The following is an 18,728-nucleotide window of genomic DNA, read 5'->3' as shown; positions in this document are numbered from 1 at the left end:
TGCATCCCGGCAGGTATCGATTTCGTTTTTGATTTCGATGTGCTGCGTCGCATAACTCCAGTTGATACGGCGGGGACGAGGTTCGATGCAGCGGCAGATGACGCCCGGCATTGCGGATCACGACCCGTCGCGCCACATTGGATCGCCATCAGATGAGAATGTTCTCCGCACTGGCCCTCGCGGCCAGTCTCGCCGCAGGTACCGCCGTCGTCATGCAGGCACCGGCCTTTGCCAGCACCGCTCAAGCCTCCGACAACGGTAACCAGGGCGACGTTCCCGTCGCCATGCCGTCGGCCGCTGCCAAGCAGCGTTTCGTCGACGATCTCATCGCGCGCATGACGCTCGAAGAGAAGATCGGCCAGTTGCGCCTGATCAGCATCGGCTCGGAGATGCCGCAGCCGCAACTCATCAAGGAAATCGCCGCCGGTCGCGTGGGCGGGACGTTCAACTCGGTCACGCGCAACGAGAACCGTCCGTTGCAGGAGGCGGCCGTCAAGCAAAGCCGCCTGAAGATTCCGATGTTCTTCGCGTACGACATCGTGCACGGGCATCGCACGGTGTTCCCGATCAGCCTTGGTCTCGCGTCGAGCTGGAATATGGATGTCGTGAAGCGCGCGGCGCGCGTGTCCGCCGTGGAAGCGGGTGCCGACGGCGTGGACGCCACGTTCGCCCCGATGGTCGATATCTCGCGCGATCCGCGCTGGGGACGCACCTCCGAGGGCTTCGGTGAAGATCCCTATCTGGTGTCGCAAAGCGCTCGCGCGAGTGTCGAAGGGTTTCAAGGCACGTCGCCCGCCAATCCGGACAGCCTGATGGCGTTCGTGAAGCATTTCGCGTTGTACGGCGCCGTGGAGGGCGGGCGCGATTACAACGTGGTCGACATGAGCCCGATGCGCATGTATCAGGACTATCTGCCGCCGTATCGCGCGGGTATCGACGCGGGCGCGGGCGGCGTGATGATTGCGCTGAACTCGATCAACGGCACGCCCGCCACGTCGAACAAATGGCTGCTGCGCGACGTGTTGCGCGGCGAGTGGGGTTTCAAGGGCGTGACGGTGAGCGATCACGGCGCCATCGAAGAGCTGATGCGCCACGGTGTCGCCAAGGACGGCCGCGAAGCCGCCAAACTCGCGATCGAGGCCGGCGTGGACATGAGCATGGCCGATCAGCAGTACCTCAAGCAGTTGCCCGATCTCGTGAAGTCGGGCGACGTGCCGGTGAGCGTGATCGACGGCGCCGTGCGCGAGGTGCTCGGTGCGAAGTACGACATGGGGCTGTTCGCGGATCCCTATCGTCGCATCGGCAACGCCGCGCAGGATCCGAAGGACGTGAATGCGGAAGACCGTCTGCATCGCGATGCCGCGCGCGACATCGCGCGTCGCTCGCTCGTCCTGCTGGAGAACCAGCACGACACGCTGCCGCTACGCAAGACAGGCAAGGTGGCGGTGATTGGTCCGCTCGCCGATTCGAAACTGGACATGCTCGGTAGCTGGTCGGCGGCGGGTAAGCCCGCGCAGGCGGTCTCGCTGCTGCAAGGCGTGCGCGACGCACTGGGCACGAACGCTCAGGTGACATATGCACGCGGCGCTAACATCACCGACGACCCGCGTGTGGTCGAGTACCTCAACTTCCTCGACTGGGACAACCCGGAAGTCGTGCAGGACAAGCGCACGCCGCAGCAGATGATCGACGAAGCGGTGCAGGTCGCTCGCAACGCCGATACGCTGGTCGTGGCCGTGGGTGAGTCGCGCGGCATGTCGCATGAGGCATCGAGCCGAACGAGCCTGATGCTGCCGGGCAGTCAACTGGCGCTGTTGCAGGCGCTCAAGGCGACGGGCAAGCCGCTGGTCGTCGTGCTGATGAACGGTCGTCCGCTCGATTTGAACTGGGCGAAGGTGAACGCCGACGCCATGCTCGAAACCTGGTACGCCGGCACCGAAGGCGGCCATGCGATTGCGGATGTGCTGTTCGGCGATTACAACCCGTCGGGCAAGCTGCCGATCTCGTTCCCGCGCTCCATCGGGCAGATTCCGACGTACTACAACCAGTTGCGCATCGGCCGTCCGTTCACGCCGGGCAAGCCGGCGAACTACACGTCGCAATACTTTGAGGAAGACTCCGGCCCGTTGTATGCATTCGGCTACGGCCTGAGCTATACGACGTTCGATGTCTCGAAGGTCAAACTCTCGGCGAGGACGCTCACGAGCGGTGGCAAGCTCGATGCGAGCGTGACCGTGCGTAACACGGGCAAGCGTGAAGGCGAGACCGTCGTGCAGTTGTACTTGCAGGACGTCGCGGCGTCGATCGTGCGTCCGATCAAGGAGCTGAAGGGCTTTCAGAACGTGAACCTGAAGCCGGGCGAAGCGCGCACCGTGCATTTCGCCATCGACGAAAGCCTGCTGAAGTTCTACAACGCGAAGCTGCAATACGTGGCCGAGCCGGGCGACTTCAACGTGCAGATCGGGCTCGACTCGCAGCAGGTCGAGCAGGCGACGTTCACGCTTCAGTAAGGTTTCGATAAGGTGTCGGCAACGTCGCCCGTTGCCGACTTCACCGGACCTCACGCCTGCGTCTGGAATTCCCCCGCGAGGAATTCCACGCAGGCGCGCACTTTGGCCGACGAGGCCACGCGCGACGGATACACCGCCCACACGTTGGCCGGCTGCGTGACGTCCGGCAGCACCTGCACCAGATCCCCGCGCGCGATCAGCGCCCCCACATCCCACATCGAACGCAGCACGATGCCCTGACCGTCGAGCGCCCACTGCACGGCGACCTCCCCGTGGTTCGTCGAGAGCGGCCCCGTCACCTTGAGCGAGAGGGCTTCGCCGCGCTGCTGCAAGCGCCACATGCCGAACGGGTGATCGCGCTCCTTGATGACGATGCAGGCATGCCCGGCCAGATCGCTCAACTGGCGCGGCGTGCCGTGCGCCTCCAGATACGCGGCAGACGCACAGAGCACGCGGTGGTTGTCCGCCAGCTTGCGCGCGATCAGGTGCGGGGCGATCTCGTCGCCGATGCGCACGTCGAGATCGTAGCCTTCCGCGGCCACATCGACGATCCGGTCGAACAGATCCAGTCGCACATTGAGTTGCGGATGCAGCGCGCGCAATCGCGACATGGCGGGCGCCACCACGTGCCGCCCGAACCCGAAGCTGCTCGACACCCGCAGCGTGCCGCGCGGCACCTGACGCGTGCTCGATACGTCTTCCATCAGGTGATTCACGTCGTCGAGAATCTTCTCGGCCCATGCGTAGACACGCTCGCCTGCGTCGGTGATCGCCACGCGCCGGGTCGAGCGATGCAGCAGCCGCGTGCCGAGATCGGCCTCCAGCATGCCCACGCGCTTGCTGACATAAGCGGGCGAGACCCCCAGCGCCTCGGCGGCGGCGGAGAAGCTGGCGCGGCGCGCGACCTGACAGAACACGCGCAGGTCGTCGAGATTGGGATTGACGGGCAGGGGTTTATTCACGATTCGTGGATAGTGGATTAACCGATTGAGGGATTTTATCCGCCTTGGAATGGAATAATCTAGCGGCATCCATCAAACGTCCAGGAGACAAGAGCATGACCGAAACGTCCCAACGCGCCCAGCGTCCGTTCAAGATCGCCGTGATCCCGGGCGACGGCATCGGCAAGGAAGTGATGCCGGAAGGCCTGCGCGTGCTCGACGCAGCCAGCAAGCGCTTCGGTATTCCCGTCGAGTATCAGCACATCGAGTGGGCGAGCTGCGATTACTACGTCGAGCATGGTCAGATGATGCCGGACGACTGGAAGCAGCAACTCGACGGCGTGGACGCGATTCTCTTCGGCGCGGTGGGCTGGCCCGAGACGGTGCCCGATCACATCTCGCTGTGGGGCTCGTTGCTGAAGTTCCGTCGCGAGTTCGATCAGTACATCAATCTGCGTCCCGCACGGCTGTTTGACGGCGTGCCGTCACCGCTGGCGAATCGCAAGGCGGGCGACATCGATTTCATGATCGTGCGCGAGAACACCGAAGGCGAGTACTCGTCGGTCGGCGGGGTGATGTTCGAGGGCACGGAGCGCGAGTTCGTCGTGCAGGAGTCGGTGTTCACGCGTCACGGCACGGAGCGCGTGCTGAAGTTCGCATTCGATCTCGCACAGCAGCGCGAGCGCAAGCACGTGACCGTCGCGACCAAGAGCAACGGCATCTCGATCTCCATGCCGTGGTGGGACAAGCGTGCCGCCGAGACGGCCGCGAAGTATCCCGACATCACGTGGGACAAGCAGCACATCGACATTCTGTGCGCGCGCTTCGTGCTCAATCCGGATCGTTTCGATGTGGTCGTCGCGTCGAATCTGTTCGGCGACATCCTGTCGGACCTCGGCCCGGCGTGTACCGGCACTATCGGCATTGCGCCGTCGGGCAACCTGAACCCGGAAGGCAAGTTCCCGTCACTGTTCGAACCGGTGCACGGCTCGGCGCCGGACATTGCGGGCAAGAACATTGCCAACCCGATCGGCATGATCTGGACCGCCGCGATGATGCTCGACTTCATCGGTCGCGGCGATCAACGCACGCGCGACGCGCACGATGCGATCCTCGCGGCCATCACGCAGGTGATCAAGGACGGTCCGCGCACCGGCGACATGGGCGGGCGCGCGAACACGACCGAAGTCGGTCAGGCGATTGCGGCCGTCGTGTCGGCTGGCTGATTGGCTGACTGATCGACCCGCTGATCGAGTGAGGTCGCCGCCGTGCCTCCCGCTGCCGATGCAACGTCGCGCGGCGGGAAGTAACGGTTGGGCACCGCCGGAACACCGAGGTTTTCGCGGAACGTGCGGCCTTCGTACTGCGTGCGGAACAGGCCGCGCCGCTGCAACTCCGGCACCACCAGATCGACGAAGGACGTAATCCCCACGGGCGCGCTCGGGAACATGATGTTGAAGCCGTCGGCCGCGCCCGTCTCGAACCAGTGCTGGAAGTCGTCCGCAATCGATTGCGGCGTGCCAACCAGCACCCGGTGCCCACCTCCGGTAAAGCGCGTGTAAAGCTGACGCACCGTCGGCTGCTCGCGTCGTATCCAGTCCACCAGCAGCTTCTGACGGCTCTTGTGCGAGTTCGTCTCCGGCACCGTGTCGGGGAGCGGCACTTTCGCATCGAAGGGCAGACTGGCGAGATCGATGCCGAGGCTCGCGTAGTTCGTGAGCGCGTTCAGCACGACCGCCGGATCGCGATGCGAAAGCAGGCTGTCGTAGAGGTCTTCCGCTTCCGCTTGCGTGCGTCCCACGATGGGCGAGACGCCCGGCAGAATAAAGATGTGTTCCGGCCTGCGGCCGTACTTCAGCGCACGCGTCTTCACGTCCGCATAGAAGGCGCGCGCATCTTCGATGTCCTGCGCGGCCGTGTAAAGCAGTTCACCTGCGCGTGCGGCCAGTTCGCGTCCCGCTTCGCTCGATCCGGCCTGCGCGATCACCGGCCAGCCCTGCACCGGGCGCGGCGCGCTGAGCGGCCCGCGTACACGGAAGTGCTTGCCGCGATGATCCAGTGTGCGAATCCGTGACGGGTCGGCCCATTGGCCGGTCGCCTTGTCGCGCGGGAAGGCGTCGTCGGCATGGCTGTCCCACAGGCCCGTGACCACGTCGTAAAACTCGTTCGCGCGCTCGTAGCGCACGGCATGATCGACGTGATCGTCGCGATTGAAGTTCTCTCCACCGCCCGTGGACGTCACCAGATTCCACCCGGCTCGACCGCCCGACAGATGGTCGAGCGACGCGAAGGCGCGCGCTACGTTGTAAGGCTCGCTGTAGGTCGTACTCACGGAGGCGACAAGGCCGATGTGCTTCGTCGCACCGGCCAGTCCGGCGAGCAGTACGACAGGGTCCCAGCGCGGTGCGCCGGGGCTGTGGGCGAGCGCGATCGGGTCCGTTGATACGAAGAGGTTGTCGAAGAAGAACAGCGCGTCGAAGTAACCGCGTTCGAGTTCCTGGGCGTAATGACGATAGCGTGCGAATTGCGAATAGGCATCGGTGTCGGTATCGGGGTGACGCCAGCTATCGCCCTGCACGCCGGAACCCGACATGTAGGCGCCCAGCCGGAGTTTGCGGGCAGGTTGGCTCATGAGCTTGCTCTCGTTCGATTTCGGTAGACAGTCACGATAAGTGAGCCGGGCGCAAGACCACAAACAACGAAAGTCCATAAGCAAACCCGCATAAGCAAACCTGCGCGCGACGCGCTATGGATCGCATCAATTGATGGTTGGGGATGCGCGATCGCGTGCCTAGACTGGCGCATCCTCCACTGTTCCGGCCGCGTTTCCCGCGTGGCGATAACACATGACGACATCTGCCTTTCGTGCCGCCGAGCCGGTGAACCCGGTGCTGGACGCGTTTATCGCCGCGTCCGCCATTGCCTTTGGGCTCTATGTGTCGCCGCCGTCGCGGGCTGCGATGGTGCGCGCGACCCTGGCCCGCTCTGCGAAGCGCGACCTGCGTGCGCGGGCTCGTAATGCCTGGCCGCTTTGGCGCACGCGGTTGCGCCGCGCTACGGCAGCAGCGCTGAGCGTCGCCGCCATTCTGCCGTTTGCCGGCAAGGCGGCCGACAAGCCGGTGCTCGTCGTGGGCGATCAGGCGTACAACGCACAGAGCCTCTTCGAAGCGTCCGGCGCGTTGCAGGACGCGCCCTATACCGTCTCATGGAAGCAATTTCCCGCAGGCACGCCGGTGATCGAAGCGGTGAACGCCGGTGCGCTCGATATCGGCCTGCAAGGCGACGGCCCGGTACTGTTTCTCGCCGCGCAGGGCGCGCCGGTCAAGGTCATCGGGATCTATCGCGACAGTCCCGACAGTGTGGTGCTGCTCGCCGGTCCGCACACGCAAATCAAGACGGTGGCCGATCTGAAGGGCAAGACGGTCGCCATTACGCGCGGCGGCTGGTCGCAGCAACTGGTGCAGGCGGCGCTGACGTCCGCGGGCTTGCCGCTCGATGCCGTGAAGTACTCGTACCTCGCCTCGGTCGACTCGGCGGCGGCGTTGCAGGCGGGCAAGGTGGATGCGACGGCGACGTGGGAGCCGTACGTCACGCGCTTGCGTCAGGCGGGCGCGCGCACGGTGGTGACCGCACGCGGGCTGATCGCGGCGCAGAGCTATCTGTCGACGACACAGAAGGTCATCGACACCAAGCGCGAGTTACTGGGGGATTTCGTGCAGCGCTATCAACGCGCGCGTGAATGGTCGCTGGCGGACCCACGTCATATCGAGCGTTATGCCGACGTGTGGGCGGGTAAGTCGCGCGTCGATCCGAAACTCGCGCATCAATGGTTCAGCACGTCGCGCATTCGCTACGAACCGCTCACGGATGCGGCGATTGCCGAAGCGCAGAAGAGTGTCGACGACTTCGTGAAGACCGGCACGCTCACCAAGGGCTTCGACGTGCGCGGTCTGTTCGATACGTCGTTCAACAAGTTCACGCAGGCTGCGCGCTGACGCGCGGCACACGCTGCACGCGCTCGCTGCCGAAGGCCCGCGGGCGCGGTGCATCGACCCGTTCGCGCAGCAGCGCCACGGCGCGTTGCGCGCGTGCCGAGAGCGGCCACTCTGCACGATGAATCAGCCATAGCGTGTCGACGACCGGCGGGCCGCAATCCACGACACGAATGGCATCTTGCGAGGCGAAGGCCTGTCGCGCGTACTGCGGAATGACGGTGAAGCCGAGACCGCGTGCGACATATTCGAGAATCAGACTGATCTGGTTCGTACAACCCTTGCACGGCAAGCTTTGCACACCCGGATTGCCGGGGAAGCGACGGCTCAGCAGGCGTGTGGACATCGCCTCGCCGTCGGGGTGCTCGATGAAGCCGATACGCTTGAGGTCGTCCCACGTATGCACGTCTTCCCCCGCCGGCACCACGAGTTCGAGGGGTTCCTGCGTGAACGGCGTGGCCGTGAGCCGGGGATCGTCGGGGCGCAGCGTCACCAATCCCAGTTCGAAGTGATTCTGTAACACGCCCTCAAGCACTTCCCGGTCGGGCGCGAAACGGTGCCGCACCGCCATGGCCGGATTCGCCTGCTGCATGTCGAGCAGGATCGGGCACAGATACAACCCGATGCTGCCCGGCGTAATGAGCGTGATGTTGCCGCACTCTTCGTTGGCGTCCTCCAGACTGGAGCGCAGATGCCGCGCCGCGCACTCCACCTGCTCGCAGTAGACGAGCAACGCCTGTCCGGCGGGCGTGAGTTCGATCGCGCGCGGGCGACGCACCAGCAACGCCCCGAATTCCTCTTCCAGATGCTTGATGTGCTGACTCACGGCGGCCTGTGTGAGGCTCAGATGATCGGCCGTGCGCGTGAAGTTACCCAGCTCGGCGAGCGTGGCGAAGGATTTGAGCCACTGAGGATTCACCATAATGAAGTGTTATCGAATCGATAATTTGTAGATGGTTTCCATTATAGTGATGTGCGTCTACCATTGCTCACGTCGACCTTTTGACGGTCGAGGCGCCGGAAAAGCCGCCGTGGGCCGCAGGCTCCGCCTTCTCCGGCACCGCTGTCCCCTGACAACCCCCCGAATCGAGAATTCTCATGTCTGCCCTGTTTTCCCCGTTTGAACTGAAAAGCGTGAAGCTGCGCAACCGCGTGGCCATTCCGCCGATGTGCCAGTACAGCGCCGTCGATGGCGTGACCAACGATTGGCATCTTGCCCATTACGCCAGCCTCGCGCGCGGTGGCGCCGGTCTGGTGATCGTGGAGGCGACCGCCGTCTCGCCCGAAGGCCGTATCACGCCGGGATGCACCGGTCTGTGGAACGACGAACAGGCGCAAGGCATGGCGCGCATCGCTGCGGCCATCAAGTCGCACGGCGCGGTGCCCGGCATCCAGATCGCCCACGCCGGTCGCAAGGCCAGCGCGAACCGTCCGTGGGAAGGCGACGATCACATCGCTGAGGACGATTCGCGTGGCTGGCCGACGATTGCGCCGTCCGCCGTGGCGTTCGGCAAGCATCTCGGCAAGGTGCCCAAGGCCATGACGCTCGACGACATCGCACGCGTGAAGGCCGACTTCGTGGCGGCTGCGCGTCGTGCGCTCGCCGCCGGTTTCGAGTGGCTGGAACTGCACTTCGCGCACGGTTATCTGGCGCAGAGCTTCTTCTCGCTGCATTCGAATCAGCGCGACGACGCTTACGGTGGCGATCTCGCCGGTCGCGGCCGTTTCCTGCTTGAGACGCTGGCGGCCGTGCGCGAAGTGTGGCCGGACCATCTGCCGCTGACGGCCCGTTTCGGTGTGCTCGAATACGACGGTCGCGACGAAGAGACGCTCGCGGAATCGATCGAACTCACGCGTCAGATGCGTGAAGGCGGTCTCGACCTGCTCAACGTGAGCGTGGGTTTCTCGACGTATGAAGCGAAGATTCCCTGGGGTTCGGCATTCCTCGCGCCCATCGCCGAGCGCGTGAAGAAGGAAGCGGGCATCGCTGTCGCCTCGTCGTGGGGGATCGACGACCCGCACGCGGCGAATCGCGTGGTGGCCGATGGGCAGATGGATCTCGTGATGATCGGCCGCGCGCTGCTCGCCAACCCGCACTGGCCGTACTACGCTGCCCGCGAACTCGATCTGGACCGTCCGTCGTGGGTACTGCCCGCGCCGTATGCGCACTGGCTTGAGCGTTACGCCGTGCAACGCGCCGCGTAATCCACCGCGTAATGCACGCAGGCACAGACCCGTCGACTCGGCGGGCGAAAGCATGAAAGCATGATAGACAACGCCCCCGGACGTCGGAAGACGCCGGGGGCGTTGTCGTATCCCGTGCGACGGATCAGGTCGCGCTGGTAGTCACGGGCCGCAGCGTCTGCGGCTGCTTGAGGTCTTCGAGAACGGTTTTCTTCGTGCGGTGCGCGTCGGAGGCATCGGAGAGAATTTTCCAGAAGTCGTTGTTGGTCGACGACATCGTGATGTTCTGCCCCAGATCGGCGAGTTCGGTGAGCAGCGTGGCTGCCGTCGTGGCGCGATAGAACTCCGGATGGAATTGCAGCATGACGGCGGGTGCCGCGCCCGAATGCGCACCTTCCACCGCTTTGACAAGGTCCTTGTATACGACCGACGGTTTGAGGCTGCCCGCCGGCGCCTGCATCGACACGGGAATCGCCTGGTGATGCGCCACAGTGCTCAGAATCGATTTGCGCATGGCCTCGCCGTACAGCCCGTTGCGGCTCTCCTCCGTCAGCTTGAAGCGTTGCAGGCCCTTGTGACCTTCCACGTGCTGCTGCATTTGCGCGCCGAAGTACACATTGGCCATCTGGAAGCCGCGGCAGACGGCGAGCATCGGAATGCCCTTGTTGGTGGACTCGCGAATGAGCGCCAGTTCCAGCGCGGAGCGCCGGTAGTCGCCCCCCCAGTTCGTCTTCGGCTCCTGCGTGGCGCCGTACAAGGCGGGCGGCACGTCTTCACCGCCGGGCAGGACGATGGCGTTCACATGCTCGCCGAGCTTCTGCGCCTTGGCGACGATGGACGATAACTGCGGATGAGCGTCGGGATGGTCGTCGATCTCACGCAACAGCCGCTGACCGATGGGAAGGTCGTGAGGCGTGTATTCGCCGACGGTGCCGAGGGCGGTCTCCATCTCGCGGTTGATCGCCGTCAGCTCGGTCGATTGCGGCTGCATCGTGATGCGCAACGGCACGTTGTTCGCTGCCTGATCGAGCTTCATGAAGACCTTCGGCACCGTGACGCCGCGCACTTCGGGATTGATCAGGATTGCGGCGAGCGGTTTGGTCGTCACGGCGGTGTCGCGCGACGCGTCGTCCACCTCGAAGTTCGGCAGCGTGCCGAAGAACGCCGCATTCGTCAGATGGCTGTTGTGGATCGACGAGCGTGCGACGTTGGCGTCGAGGAAATGGGTGCCGGCGAGCGTCACCGTATCGAAGCGCGAATCGGCAATGTGCGTGTCTTCGAAACTGCCGCTGACGATGTCGCACCGCTGGAATGTCACGGCGTGCAGCGACGAGCCGGTCATCATCGTCTCGCGCATGATGCAGTCTTCGAAGATGCAGTTGTCGAGCGACGCTTTCATGAACGACGCATTGTTCAGACGGCATCCGGAGAAGCGCGTGCCGGACAGACTGGCCGTGCCGAAGTGGCTCCAGTCGAAGTGGCAATTGACGAACGACAGTCCATCGAGCTTCGCGTGTTTGAGCAGCGTGCTGTCGGAGAGCGTGAGGTTGGAGATCCGCGTCGAAAACCCGGCGGCGCGCAGTTGTGCGGCGACGTCGACAGGCGTGTCGCTACCTGTTGCTTCCGTTTTTGCCTTCGCGATCAGCTTCTCCAACTGCACCTTGTTGACGGAAGGTAACGCGGCACCGTGATCGCCGGGGGCCGGTTCGGCCAGCTTGTCGGAGACCCGCGACCGGACGATGTTCTTCGCGGACCTCGCCGAGAAATGGCCGATGGCGTCGGCCGCATGTCTGAGCGCGGAGCGCCGGTCGACGGGCCGCGTCAGATTGATGGGCGCGGCGCGTGCAGCGGAGATTTTGCCCTTGAGCGCTTGCGTCGCCTGTTCGTCCGGGTTCTGGGTGAACAGCGTTTGCCGTTCGCGAAACGACAACCCTTTCTTGAACGCCTTCATCTGCAAGGGCGTCAGGTTCAGGGTTTGTTCGGCGGCAGGCGGCGCGGGCTGCGCCGGGATCGACGACGCCTTCGGCGGTTGCGCAGGCGTTTCGGCATCTGCCGTGGCGCGCGTCGGCGTCGTATTGAGTGTGAGATGTGATGGCATGAGCGACGTCCCGGGCACGGCGCTGGCCGGGATCGCCAGATCGGAGTGTGCCCTTATCGCTTCAACTTACTCGTCGCGCACGACAGGTGCGGTGCGCGCAACGAAGTCAGCCTCGCTAAACCGAACTCCCGGATGCCAGATTTCTAGCTTGGCGGCTCGATCACCGGTACGAGAGATGCACGGGGCGGGTGGGTTGCATCAATAATTCAGATAATGTTGGCTGTTATCTTCAATAGTTTCAGGCGATAATTTCGGCCGTCGAAATCTGCATGAGCGAGTTCGGGGGGGCTCAGCAATGTTGAATAGGATTGTAGTCGGAGATTTGGCGAGTTCGGCTAGTGAGTTACGGAGCGTCTTGAGCGATCTCCGGTTACGCTTGCTCCGCATGGAAGTCGCATCGCGTGCGTTACAAAATAGTCCGAAGAATTCTCATAGTGTCCCAATGTATGGTCCCTACCTGGGGCGAGCGTATCTTGAAACGGCTTGTACCGCCTTGCTGGCACGGCTCGATCCCTTCAGGGTCTTAGCTGCGAAACGACATCAGGAGGCAACATACTACGAATTCGAGTCACGAAGTAAGTCTGGTATCCAGTGGTCAGGGGACATCGTTTCGCCTGACAAGCCCCCCAATCAGATGTGGGCTATCAATACACGAGAGAACGGGTGTCGTTCGCTTTTCGGCCCTTGGACAAACGAGGTGATTTGGATACCGGCATTCGAACGCTTAGGAGATGCCATTGCAAGTTCCGGTGTGGTTCATGCGTGGGTGTCCGATCTCTCAAGCAAGCAGCCAGAGAGATTTTGCGCGGAGCTTCGTAGTAATTTGGAGGGGCTTTTCTCCAAGTTCTCAAAGGGTGTTCATAGTGAATTGCTTTCGAATCCACAAGCCGTCTTCGATTCGATATCTATTGAAAATGATTTTCACTCAGTTGCGCAACGACTGACATGCTTCGCATTGTTGAGCCATTTTAGCGATCATTTTCTCTATAGATGGGACGCGGAAAAAGCGATCGATATAGCAAATAGAATAGGGAGTTTCTGGAAATGAACGATGATGGACTTGTCCTTGCGGCAGAAGACTGCGAAGAAACGGAGTTTATTCGTCTTCATCGTTTCACAGAATATGAAGATAGAATTATCAAGAGCCTAATGGCTCATGGTCCGGTATTGCTACGTGGCGGACGAGGTAGCGGCAAGAGCGCTCTATTGATTGAGGCGACGCGGCGCGCGTATGAGTCCCTGCCTACCGTCTTGCCTGTCTATCTGAGCCTTCGTCATCTGCCTCTACTTAATGCGTCGGGTAACGACTATCAGCAGTTTTTTACTCGATTACTTGTCGATGCGGTTAATGATGCACTTGCCAAGACAGGCGTGTCCGAGAGACTACCGCCAGGTATAGGGCCTGAGGATATCCGGTCCGCACTTGTTAGTCTTGCAGCTATGATACGGAAGAGACTGGTCTTGATGTTCGATGATGCTGCGCACATCGGACGAGAAACCGATCTCGGAGATTTTTTTGGTCTATTTCGAACGCTCTCTGGTAACGGCGTTTCATGTAAAGCGGCGATCTATCCCGGTGTAACGAAGTTTGGAACTCGTTTCGACGTATACAACGACGCAACTGTCATTGATTTGGCGCGCGATGAGAGAACTCCCGCATTTTCCGAGTTCTTTCGCGAGGTCATTCGCGCTCGATATGCAGGCTTGGAAGGTCGCTTCACAAAGTCGGTTCTTGCCGACGAGGAAAGGATTTATCGATTCCTCGGTCGAGCCGTACTTGGTAATGCGAGAGCATTCGTTTTTACGTGCAATATGCTCAGTGAGCACAAGACAATCGGCCTAAATGAACTCACATCATGTCTGCTTAGGCTTGGTGCCGATTACTATTGGCCGTTGCTTGACGAACTGAAGCCTAAACTTGGGATCTACGAACCCCTTCTGGATCCGTCTCAAGAGGTCGCGGATCGCCTATTCAAGCATTTGGCAGAGAAGCGTGCCACATCGTTCTTGCTTCACAAAGATCATCAGCATCGCCTCGCCAAAGTGCTTGAGATTCTCGAGTATGTCGGATTCATCTCGCGACGCGAAGCTTCACGAACGCTAAAGTCAGGTGGTCGGGGAGGACGATATGCGTCTAACCTTTGCACCCTGCTGGATCACGTGCAGCAACGTCGTGTGACGCAGGATCTATTCGTGGAATGGTCGGCGACTGCAGACGAACCGGCTGAAATTTATTCGGCCAACGATGTTCTCAATGTTGCCGTTCCGGCACCCGACCCAGCGCGGAATTTAGCTGTATTGAGATTGGGAATTGAAGTATTAGGAAATCGTAATGTTTACCCGTATGGATTGACCGAACAAAAGATTCTTACGTTGCGGGAGGCTGGCATTGTGACAATTGAAGACCTAGCCTTAATGCCGGATGATAGACTTCGAAAATTGCCAAGTATCGGAACTAAGTTTTTCAATCGCATTAAGAATACGGTAGCTCAAGCAATATGGATGTAGCTCTCCAACTAAGCGCGTCGAGCTGCCAACGCGACATTTCAATTCCAGAGGCACGAAGTACTTGCGTGGCATGGTGACGCACAGACATGATTTGTCGTCATCACCAGTTGATGTCCACGCAAAGCACATGCAGCCCTTGCTTGGCAGGAGACGCGATCGATGCCGTCACGCACAAGTGCGCTTCGTTGATCGAGAGATAGGGCGGCGTGAAGTGCACTTCGCCGGGCGCGCGCATGGCTTCGATGAAGTACGGACGCCGTGCCCAGTTCGCCCCTTCCGAATGCAGCAGCGGACGGAAGCGTTTGGCGCGCTGCGACGAGTGGCTGTGCGGCAGCACGTTGTCGCCGATCTGGCGGCCCGCAGCGTCGAGCAGGAAGCATCGGGCTGCGTCGGGCAGCGCCAGCAGATCGTGCGTCGCCTGACGAATGTCCTGCCCTTGTGCGAGGCGTGCGGCCGCCGACTCGATGCCGGCGATATACGGGGCCAGTCGCGCGTGCTCGGCACGCTCGCGCTCGACGAGTTGGGTGCGCAGCGCAGACGAGAGCGCGTCCATTCGCTCGGCGGCCACTTTCGGCGGGACGGGATCGAAATCCGGTGCGGCGAAGTACTGCCCCTGCACGAAGTCGACGTTGCACTCCAGCGCGATCAACGCTTCGCGATCCGTCGTGAGGCCGCCCATCATCACCAGTTGCCCCGACTCGTGCAGCAACGACACCAGCCCCGGCAACACGCGCGCCAGATGCGACTGCTCCGTCGCCTGCGCGAGAATGCCGCGATCGAGCACCACGATATCCGGGCGCAGATCCCACACGCGGTCGATGTTCGAGTGCTTGGCGCCGAAACCGCCCAGCGCAATCAGGAAGCCCGCCTTGCGCAGACTGCCGACGATGGCCCCGAAGCGCGGCGTGTCGCCACCGGCCTGCTCGGGCACTTCGAGCACCACGCGCTGCGGCGACAAGCCCGACGCTTTCAGTGTGGCGATGAGCGCGTCGCCATAGACCGTGTCCATGAGCGCGGCGGGGTGCAGATTCAGAAAGAGCCACGCATCGCGGCTGTCGAATTCGTGAAAGTTGCCCAGATGCAGCGACTCGGCGAGTCGCCCCAGTTCCAGCATGTCGCCGTGACGCGCCGCCATCGTAAAGACCTCGTGCGACGGCACGTGACGCCCCTGTGCGTCGTGCGCGCGCAGCGACGCGTGATAACCGATCGCGCGCCGGTGCGAGACCGAGAACACCGGCTGGAAGACGCTGGAGATCGTGAAATCGCCATAGATGACGATGCGCCGACCGTCTTCGGCTGCCGTCAGTCGGGGCGGCAAGAGTCCGGGGGCGTCGAGGTCGGTCATGGTCATGGTCGTGACAAGCGCGGGGGCGGCAAGGATATGTACAGAATAGGAGAGCAAGAAGCGTGCTCAAAGGCGCGCGCTATTGTCCCCGATTTTTCCGCCGATTTCCGCCTGTCTTGTGACGCGTCGCACCAGATAATGCCGTTTTCGCACCAAAGTGGGGCGAGAACGCGAGGGGCGACGACATGCGCACCTGCGGCAAACCGGCTGCGCTGTCTGCGTAGCTTGCCGTCAGGGCGCGAGCCGCTGTGCCCGTAGCGCCACGCGCGCGAGCGCCAGCGCGCACACCACGTTGAAGACGTGCAGGCCGCCCGGGCCCAGCACCGTCACGACCACGGAGGCGATCATCGGCCCGAGCAGGCCGCCGACCGAGAAAAGGATGAGCAGGGTCGCGCTCACGCCGATGCGCCGTTCCGGCTCGGTGCGGTCGTTCACGTGCGAGACGATCAGCCCGTACTGCGTGAAGTTCACGGCCGAGAACAGGAACATCAGCACGAAGACGAGCCAGTGCGCCTGAATGAAGATCAACGGCGCGCAGAACACTGCCGACGCGAGCGCCAGACGCCGCGACACCGTGCGACGGTCCATCCGGTCCGACAAACGGCCGACCGGCCATTGCATGAGCAGCGCACCGAACAGCGCCACGCCCATCAGCGTCGACAGACTGCCGATGGAAAAGCCGATACGCGTCAGGTAGACGGGCATCATCGCGTAGAACGCGCTGTACAGAAAGCCCGCGAGAATGCACCCCGGAATGGCGATGGGCGTGGCGCGCGCCATTTCCGTGATGCTGTCGAACAGACTCATCGCCGGTTGTTTGACGAGACGCTCGTCGGCCACGCGCGTGGGCCAGCCCTGCATGAGCGTGATCGGCAGAATGGCGGCGACGAACAACCCCGCGACGAGCAGCAACTGCCCTTCGCTGCCGGCCTCGCCGATGTTGAGCAGGAACTGCCCCGCGCTGACCGCCAGATAGTTGATGGTGAGATACGAGCCGAACACGCGTCCGCGCATGGTGTTCGGCACGGAGCCGTTGAGCCAGCTCTCCACGGTGGTGTACATGCCCATGAGCGCCAGACCGGTGCCCACGCGCAGCAGGCACAGCAGGAGCATGGATTCGCTCACGGCGAAGCCCATCACGAACAGCGCAGCGAGCGCGGTGAATGCTACGAACGCGCGATGCTGGCCGATACGCTCGATCAGCGACCGGTTGTAGAACGCGCCAAGCAGGAAGCCCGCGTAGTAGCACGACTGAATCACGCCGATGGTAAACGTCGACGCACCGTACTTGAGGGCATGAAAGGGTACCGCCGTGACGAACAGCCCGTTGCCCACGACGAGCACGCCGTAGCCCAGCAGAATGCCCATGAGCGCGGGGTAGACGCTGATGGGCAGGGGCACGGCATCTGCCGGCGCGGGGCCGGGCGGCGTCGAGGGCGCGCCGAGCAACCCGGCTTCGGACAACGGGCCGGGACGATCGGGCTCGTCTTCGGCAATAGCGGTATCTAGCGACGGATCTCGCTGCATTCGGAATAGAGTGGGCCAGAGAATTGGGGGCAAAGGCTTGCACGTGCCTTCATCATCGCACGAGATGACTTTCAGCCGTACTGACGATGGTCATGCCGACGCGAGATTTTGAGATCCCCTTATCCCCTCATCCCACAACCACAAATGCAAAGGGCGTGTCCGACTGCCGGACACGCCCCTGCGATTGCCGCTCTCGCCAGACACTGGCCTTCCCCCGAAGGCCGCGGTCAAATGGCGCTCGCGTCAGGTCACGCTCAATGCTCGGTCACCCCGGCGCCGTGCCAGACCTGCTCGCGCCGCTTGCGACTGCCGATCCACGCGGCCGACAGCGCACTGATGAGACCGGCGACCAGCACATAGATACAGATCATCCACGGCTCGCCGCCGTTCTTCTGCAACAGATACGTGGCGATGATCGGGCTCAGGCCGCTCGCGAAGATGCCGGAGAACTGATAGACGAACGAGATGCCGGTGTAGCGCACCTTGGCATCGAACAGTTCGGAGAAGAGCGCCGCTTCCGGCCCGTAGACCGACGCGTAGATCACGCCCAGCGGAATGACGATGGACAGCCACACGAGCATCACGCTGCCGCCGCTTGCCTTCATCAGCCAGAAGCCCGCGAACGACGACAGACCGGTGGCAAGCGAGCCCCAGAAGTAGATGCGGGTGCGGCCGATCTTGTCGGACAGCTTGCCGAAGAACGGAATCGTGAAGATCATCACGAACGCGGCGGCCATCACGCCAGTGAGCGCTTCGGTCTGCGAGAGCTTGAGCGTCTGCGTGAGGTAAGCGATCGAGAACACGCCGAAGATGTTGAAGAACACCCCGTCGATGAAGCGTGCGCCCATGCCTGCCAGCACATTGCCCGGGCTCTTGGTGAGCACTTCGGCAATCGGAATCTTGATCTCGGCGCCCGCCTTCTTGATCTTCGAGAACTCCGGCGTTTCCATCACGTTCAGGCGAATGTACATGCCGATGGCAACGAGTCCGACCGACAGGAAGAACGCCACACGCCAGCCCCACGCGAGGAACTGCGCGTTGGTCAGCGTGTACGACAGCACCGCGACCACGCCGGACGCCAGACACAGACCGAGCGCCAGCCCGACTTGCGGAATGCTGGCGTAGTAGCCGCGCTTCTCCTTCGGCGCGTATTCGAACGCCATGAGCACCGCGCCGCCCCATTCGCCACCGAGCCCGATACCTTGCAGTACACGCAGCAGGAGCAGCAGCACGGGCGCCCACAGCCCGATCTGCGCATACGTCGGCACCAGGCCGATGAGCATGGTGGCGATGCCCATGATGGTGAGTGTCATCACGAGCATGCTCTTGCGCCCGAGCTTGTCGCCGAAGTGCCCGAAGATCACACCGCCGAGGGGACGACTCAGGAAGCCGACCGCGAACGTGCCGTACGCGAGCATCGTCGAGACGAGCGGGTCACCGCCGGGGAAGTACAGCTTGTTGAACACGATGCCGGCGACGACGCCGTAGAGAAAGAAGTCGTACCACTCGATGGTGGCGCCGATGAGACTGGCGACGACGACCCGGCGCATCTGCCGGGCGTCGGTCTGGGTCGATGCATTCATGGTTGTCTCCGAATCTTGTAATGGTTGGGGGTGCATGTGT

Annotated in this window: 13 protein-coding genes; 6 read left to right on the top strand and 7 right to left on the bottom strand. The window is 62.5% G+C overall.

Translation table 11 applies throughout. The features are described from left to right. The first annotated feature begins 158 nt into the window (after positions 1–158). Positions 159–2,510 carry a beta-glucosidase BglX gene (gene bglX / locus A9762_RS00875; RefSeq protein ID WP_069340152.1) on the top strand — a complete coding sequence of 784 codons (2,352 nt, stop codon included), beginning with the start codon at positions 159–161 and terminating at the stop codon, positions 2,508–2,510. A gap of 50 nt (positions 2,511–2,560) precedes the next feature. On the opposite strand, the gene A9762_RS00870 is transcribed toward bglX, so the two are convergent. Then, positions 2,561–3,460, bottom strand: a complete 900-nt coding sequence (locus A9762_RS00870; RefSeq protein WP_139133029.1) for a LysR family transcriptional regulator — start codon at positions 3,458–3,460, stop codon at positions 2,561–2,563. Positions 3,461–3,567: 107 nt separating this feature from the next. On the opposite strand from A9762_RS00870, the gene A9762_RS00865 reads away from it, so the two are divergent. Next, positions 3,568–4,677, top strand: coding sequence for a tartrate dehydrogenase (locus A9762_RS00865; protein ID WP_069340150.1), 1,110 nt, complete (start codon positions 3,568–3,570; stop codon positions 4,675–4,677). On the opposite strand, the gene A9762_RS00860 is transcribed toward A9762_RS00865, so the two are convergent. Next, positions 4,644–6,083 (bottom strand): LLM class flavin-dependent oxidoreductase, encoded by a 1,440-nt coding sequence (locus A9762_RS00860; RefSeq protein ID WP_069340149.1) that lies wholly within the window; start codon positions 6,081–6,083, stop codon positions 4,644–4,646. The genes A9762_RS00865 and A9762_RS00860 overlap by 34 nt on opposite strands. Before the next feature lie 214 nt (positions 6,084–6,297). Here A9762_RS00860 and A9762_RS00855 point away from each other — a divergent pair, with 214 nt between their 5' ends. Then, complete coding sequence (locus tag A9762_RS00855) at positions 6,298–7,446, top strand: ABC transporter substrate-binding protein (protein ID WP_083253516.1); 1,149 nt, start codon at positions 6,298–6,300, stop codon at positions 7,444–7,446. Here A9762_RS00855 and A9762_RS00850 read toward each other — a convergent pair. Beyond that, a complete protein-coding gene (locus A9762_RS00850; RefSeq protein WP_069340148.1) occupies positions 7,427–8,365 on the bottom strand; it encodes a LysR family transcriptional regulator in 939 nt (312 codons plus the stop codon). The genes A9762_RS00855 and A9762_RS00850 overlap by 20 nt on opposite strands. A gap of 176 nt (positions 8,366–8,541) precedes the next feature. On the opposite strand from A9762_RS00850, the gene A9762_RS00845 reads away from it, so the two are divergent. Beyond that, a complete protein-coding gene (locus tag A9762_RS00845) occupies positions 8,542–9,648 on the top strand; it encodes an NADH:flavin oxidoreductase/NADH oxidase (RefSeq protein WP_069340147.1) in 1,107 nt (368 codons plus the stop codon). A gap of 124 nt (positions 9,649–9,772) precedes the next feature. Here A9762_RS00845 and A9762_RS00840 read toward each other — a convergent pair whose 3' ends face one another. Then, on the bottom strand, positions 9,773–11,725 hold the full coding sequence (locus A9762_RS00840; RefSeq protein ID WP_069340146.1) for a gamma-glutamyl-gamma-aminobutyrate hydrolase family protein: 1,953 nt from the start codon (positions 11,723–11,725) through the stop codon (positions 9,773–9,775). 385 nt (positions 11,726–12,110) lie between these two features. Between A9762_RS00840 and A9762_RS28365 the strand changes: the two genes are divergently transcribed. Then, positions 12,111–12,773 (top strand): hypothetical protein, encoded by a 663-nt coding sequence (locus A9762_RS28365; RefSeq protein ID WP_139133013.1) that lies wholly within the window; start codon positions 12,111–12,113, stop codon positions 12,771–12,773. Next, positions 12,770–14,233, top strand: a complete 1,464-nt coding sequence (locus tag A9762_RS00835) for a hypothetical protein (protein ID WP_139133012.1) — start codon at positions 12,770–12,772, stop codon at positions 14,231–14,233. Before A9762_RS28365 ends, A9762_RS00835 begins: the two co-directional genes overlap by 4 nt. A gap of 100 nt (positions 14,234–14,333) precedes the next feature. Here A9762_RS00835 and A9762_RS00830 read toward each other — a convergent pair whose 3' ends face one another. From A9762_RS00830 to A9762_RS00820, 3 genes are all read right to left on the bottom strand, one after another. Then, the gene (locus tag A9762_RS00830; protein ID WP_069340144.1) at positions 14,334–15,584 is read right to left on the bottom strand and encodes an EAL domain-containing protein; all 1,251 of its coding nucleotides are present in this window, start codon (positions 15,582–15,584) and stop codon (positions 14,334–14,336) included. A gap of 225 nt (positions 15,585–15,809) precedes the next feature. Then, positions 15,810–17,105 (bottom strand): MFS transporter, encoded by a 1,296-nt coding sequence (locus A9762_RS00825; RefSeq protein WP_069340143.1) that lies wholly within the window; start codon positions 17,103–17,105, stop codon positions 15,810–15,812. A 254-nt stretch (positions 17,106–17,359) separates the two neighbouring features. Further along, positions 17,360–18,688, bottom strand: a complete 1,329-nt coding sequence (locus A9762_RS00820) for an MFS transporter (RefSeq protein ID WP_069340142.1) — start codon at positions 18,686–18,688, stop codon at positions 17,360–17,362. Between the last annotated feature and the right edge of the window lie 40 nt (positions 18,689–18,728).

It is taken from the genome of Pandoraea sp. ISTKB, assembly GCF_001721285.1.
GTDB lineage: Bacteria > Pseudomonadota > Gammaproteobacteria > Burkholderiales > Burkholderiaceae > Pandoraea > Pandoraea capi.
The sequence above is the reverse complement of the archived record's forward strand: the minus strand, read 5'-3'. Positions and strand labels throughout refer to the sequence as shown.

Excerpts from the sequence above, each read along its gene's own strand:
- bglX (WP_069340152.1), top strand. The coding sequence starts at position 159 with ATGTTCTCCGCACTGGCCCTCGCGGCCAGTCTCGCCGCAGGTACCGCC.
- A9762_RS00865 (WP_069340150.1), top strand. The coding sequence starts at position 3,568 with ATGACCGAAACGTCCCAACGCGCCCAGCGTCCGTTCAAGATCGCCGTG.
- A9762_RS00860 (WP_069340149.1), bottom strand. The coding sequence starts at position 6,083 with ATGAGCCAACCTGCCCGCAAACTCCGGCTGGGCGCCTACATGTCGGGT.
- A9762_RS00855 (WP_083253516.1), top strand. The coding sequence starts at position 6,298 with ATGACGACATCTGCCTTTCGTGCCGCCGAGCCGGTGAACCCGGTGCTG.
- A9762_RS00850 (WP_069340148.1), bottom strand. The coding sequence starts at position 8,365 with ATGGTGAATCCTCAGTGGCTCAAATCCTTCGCCACGCTCGCCGAGCTG.
- A9762_RS00845 (WP_069340147.1), top strand. The coding sequence starts at position 8,542 with ATGTCTGCCCTGTTTTCCCCGTTTGAACTGAAAAGCGTGAAGCTGCGC.
- A9762_RS00840 (WP_069340146.1), bottom strand. The coding sequence starts at position 11,725 with ATGCCATCACATCTCACACTCAATACGACGCCGACGCGCGCCACGGCA.
- A9762_RS28365 (WP_139133013.1), top strand. The coding sequence starts at position 12,111 with ATGGAAGTCGCATCGCGTGCGTTACAAAATAGTCCGAAGAATTCTCAT.
- A9762_RS00835 (WP_139133012.1), top strand. The coding sequence starts at position 12,770 with ATGAACGATGATGGACTTGTCCTTGCGGCAGAAGACTGCGAAGAAACG.
- A9762_RS00830 (WP_069340144.1), bottom strand. The coding sequence starts at position 15,584 with ATGACCATGACCGACCTCGACGCCCCCGGACTCTTGCCGCCCCGACTG.
- A9762_RS00825 (WP_069340143.1), bottom strand. The coding sequence starts at position 17,105 with ATGCAGCGAGATCCGTCGCTAGATACCGCTATTGCCGAAGACGAGCCC.
- A9762_RS00820 (WP_069340142.1), bottom strand. The coding sequence starts at position 18,688 with ATGAATGCATCGACCCAGACCGACGCCCGGCAGATGCGCCGGGTCGTC.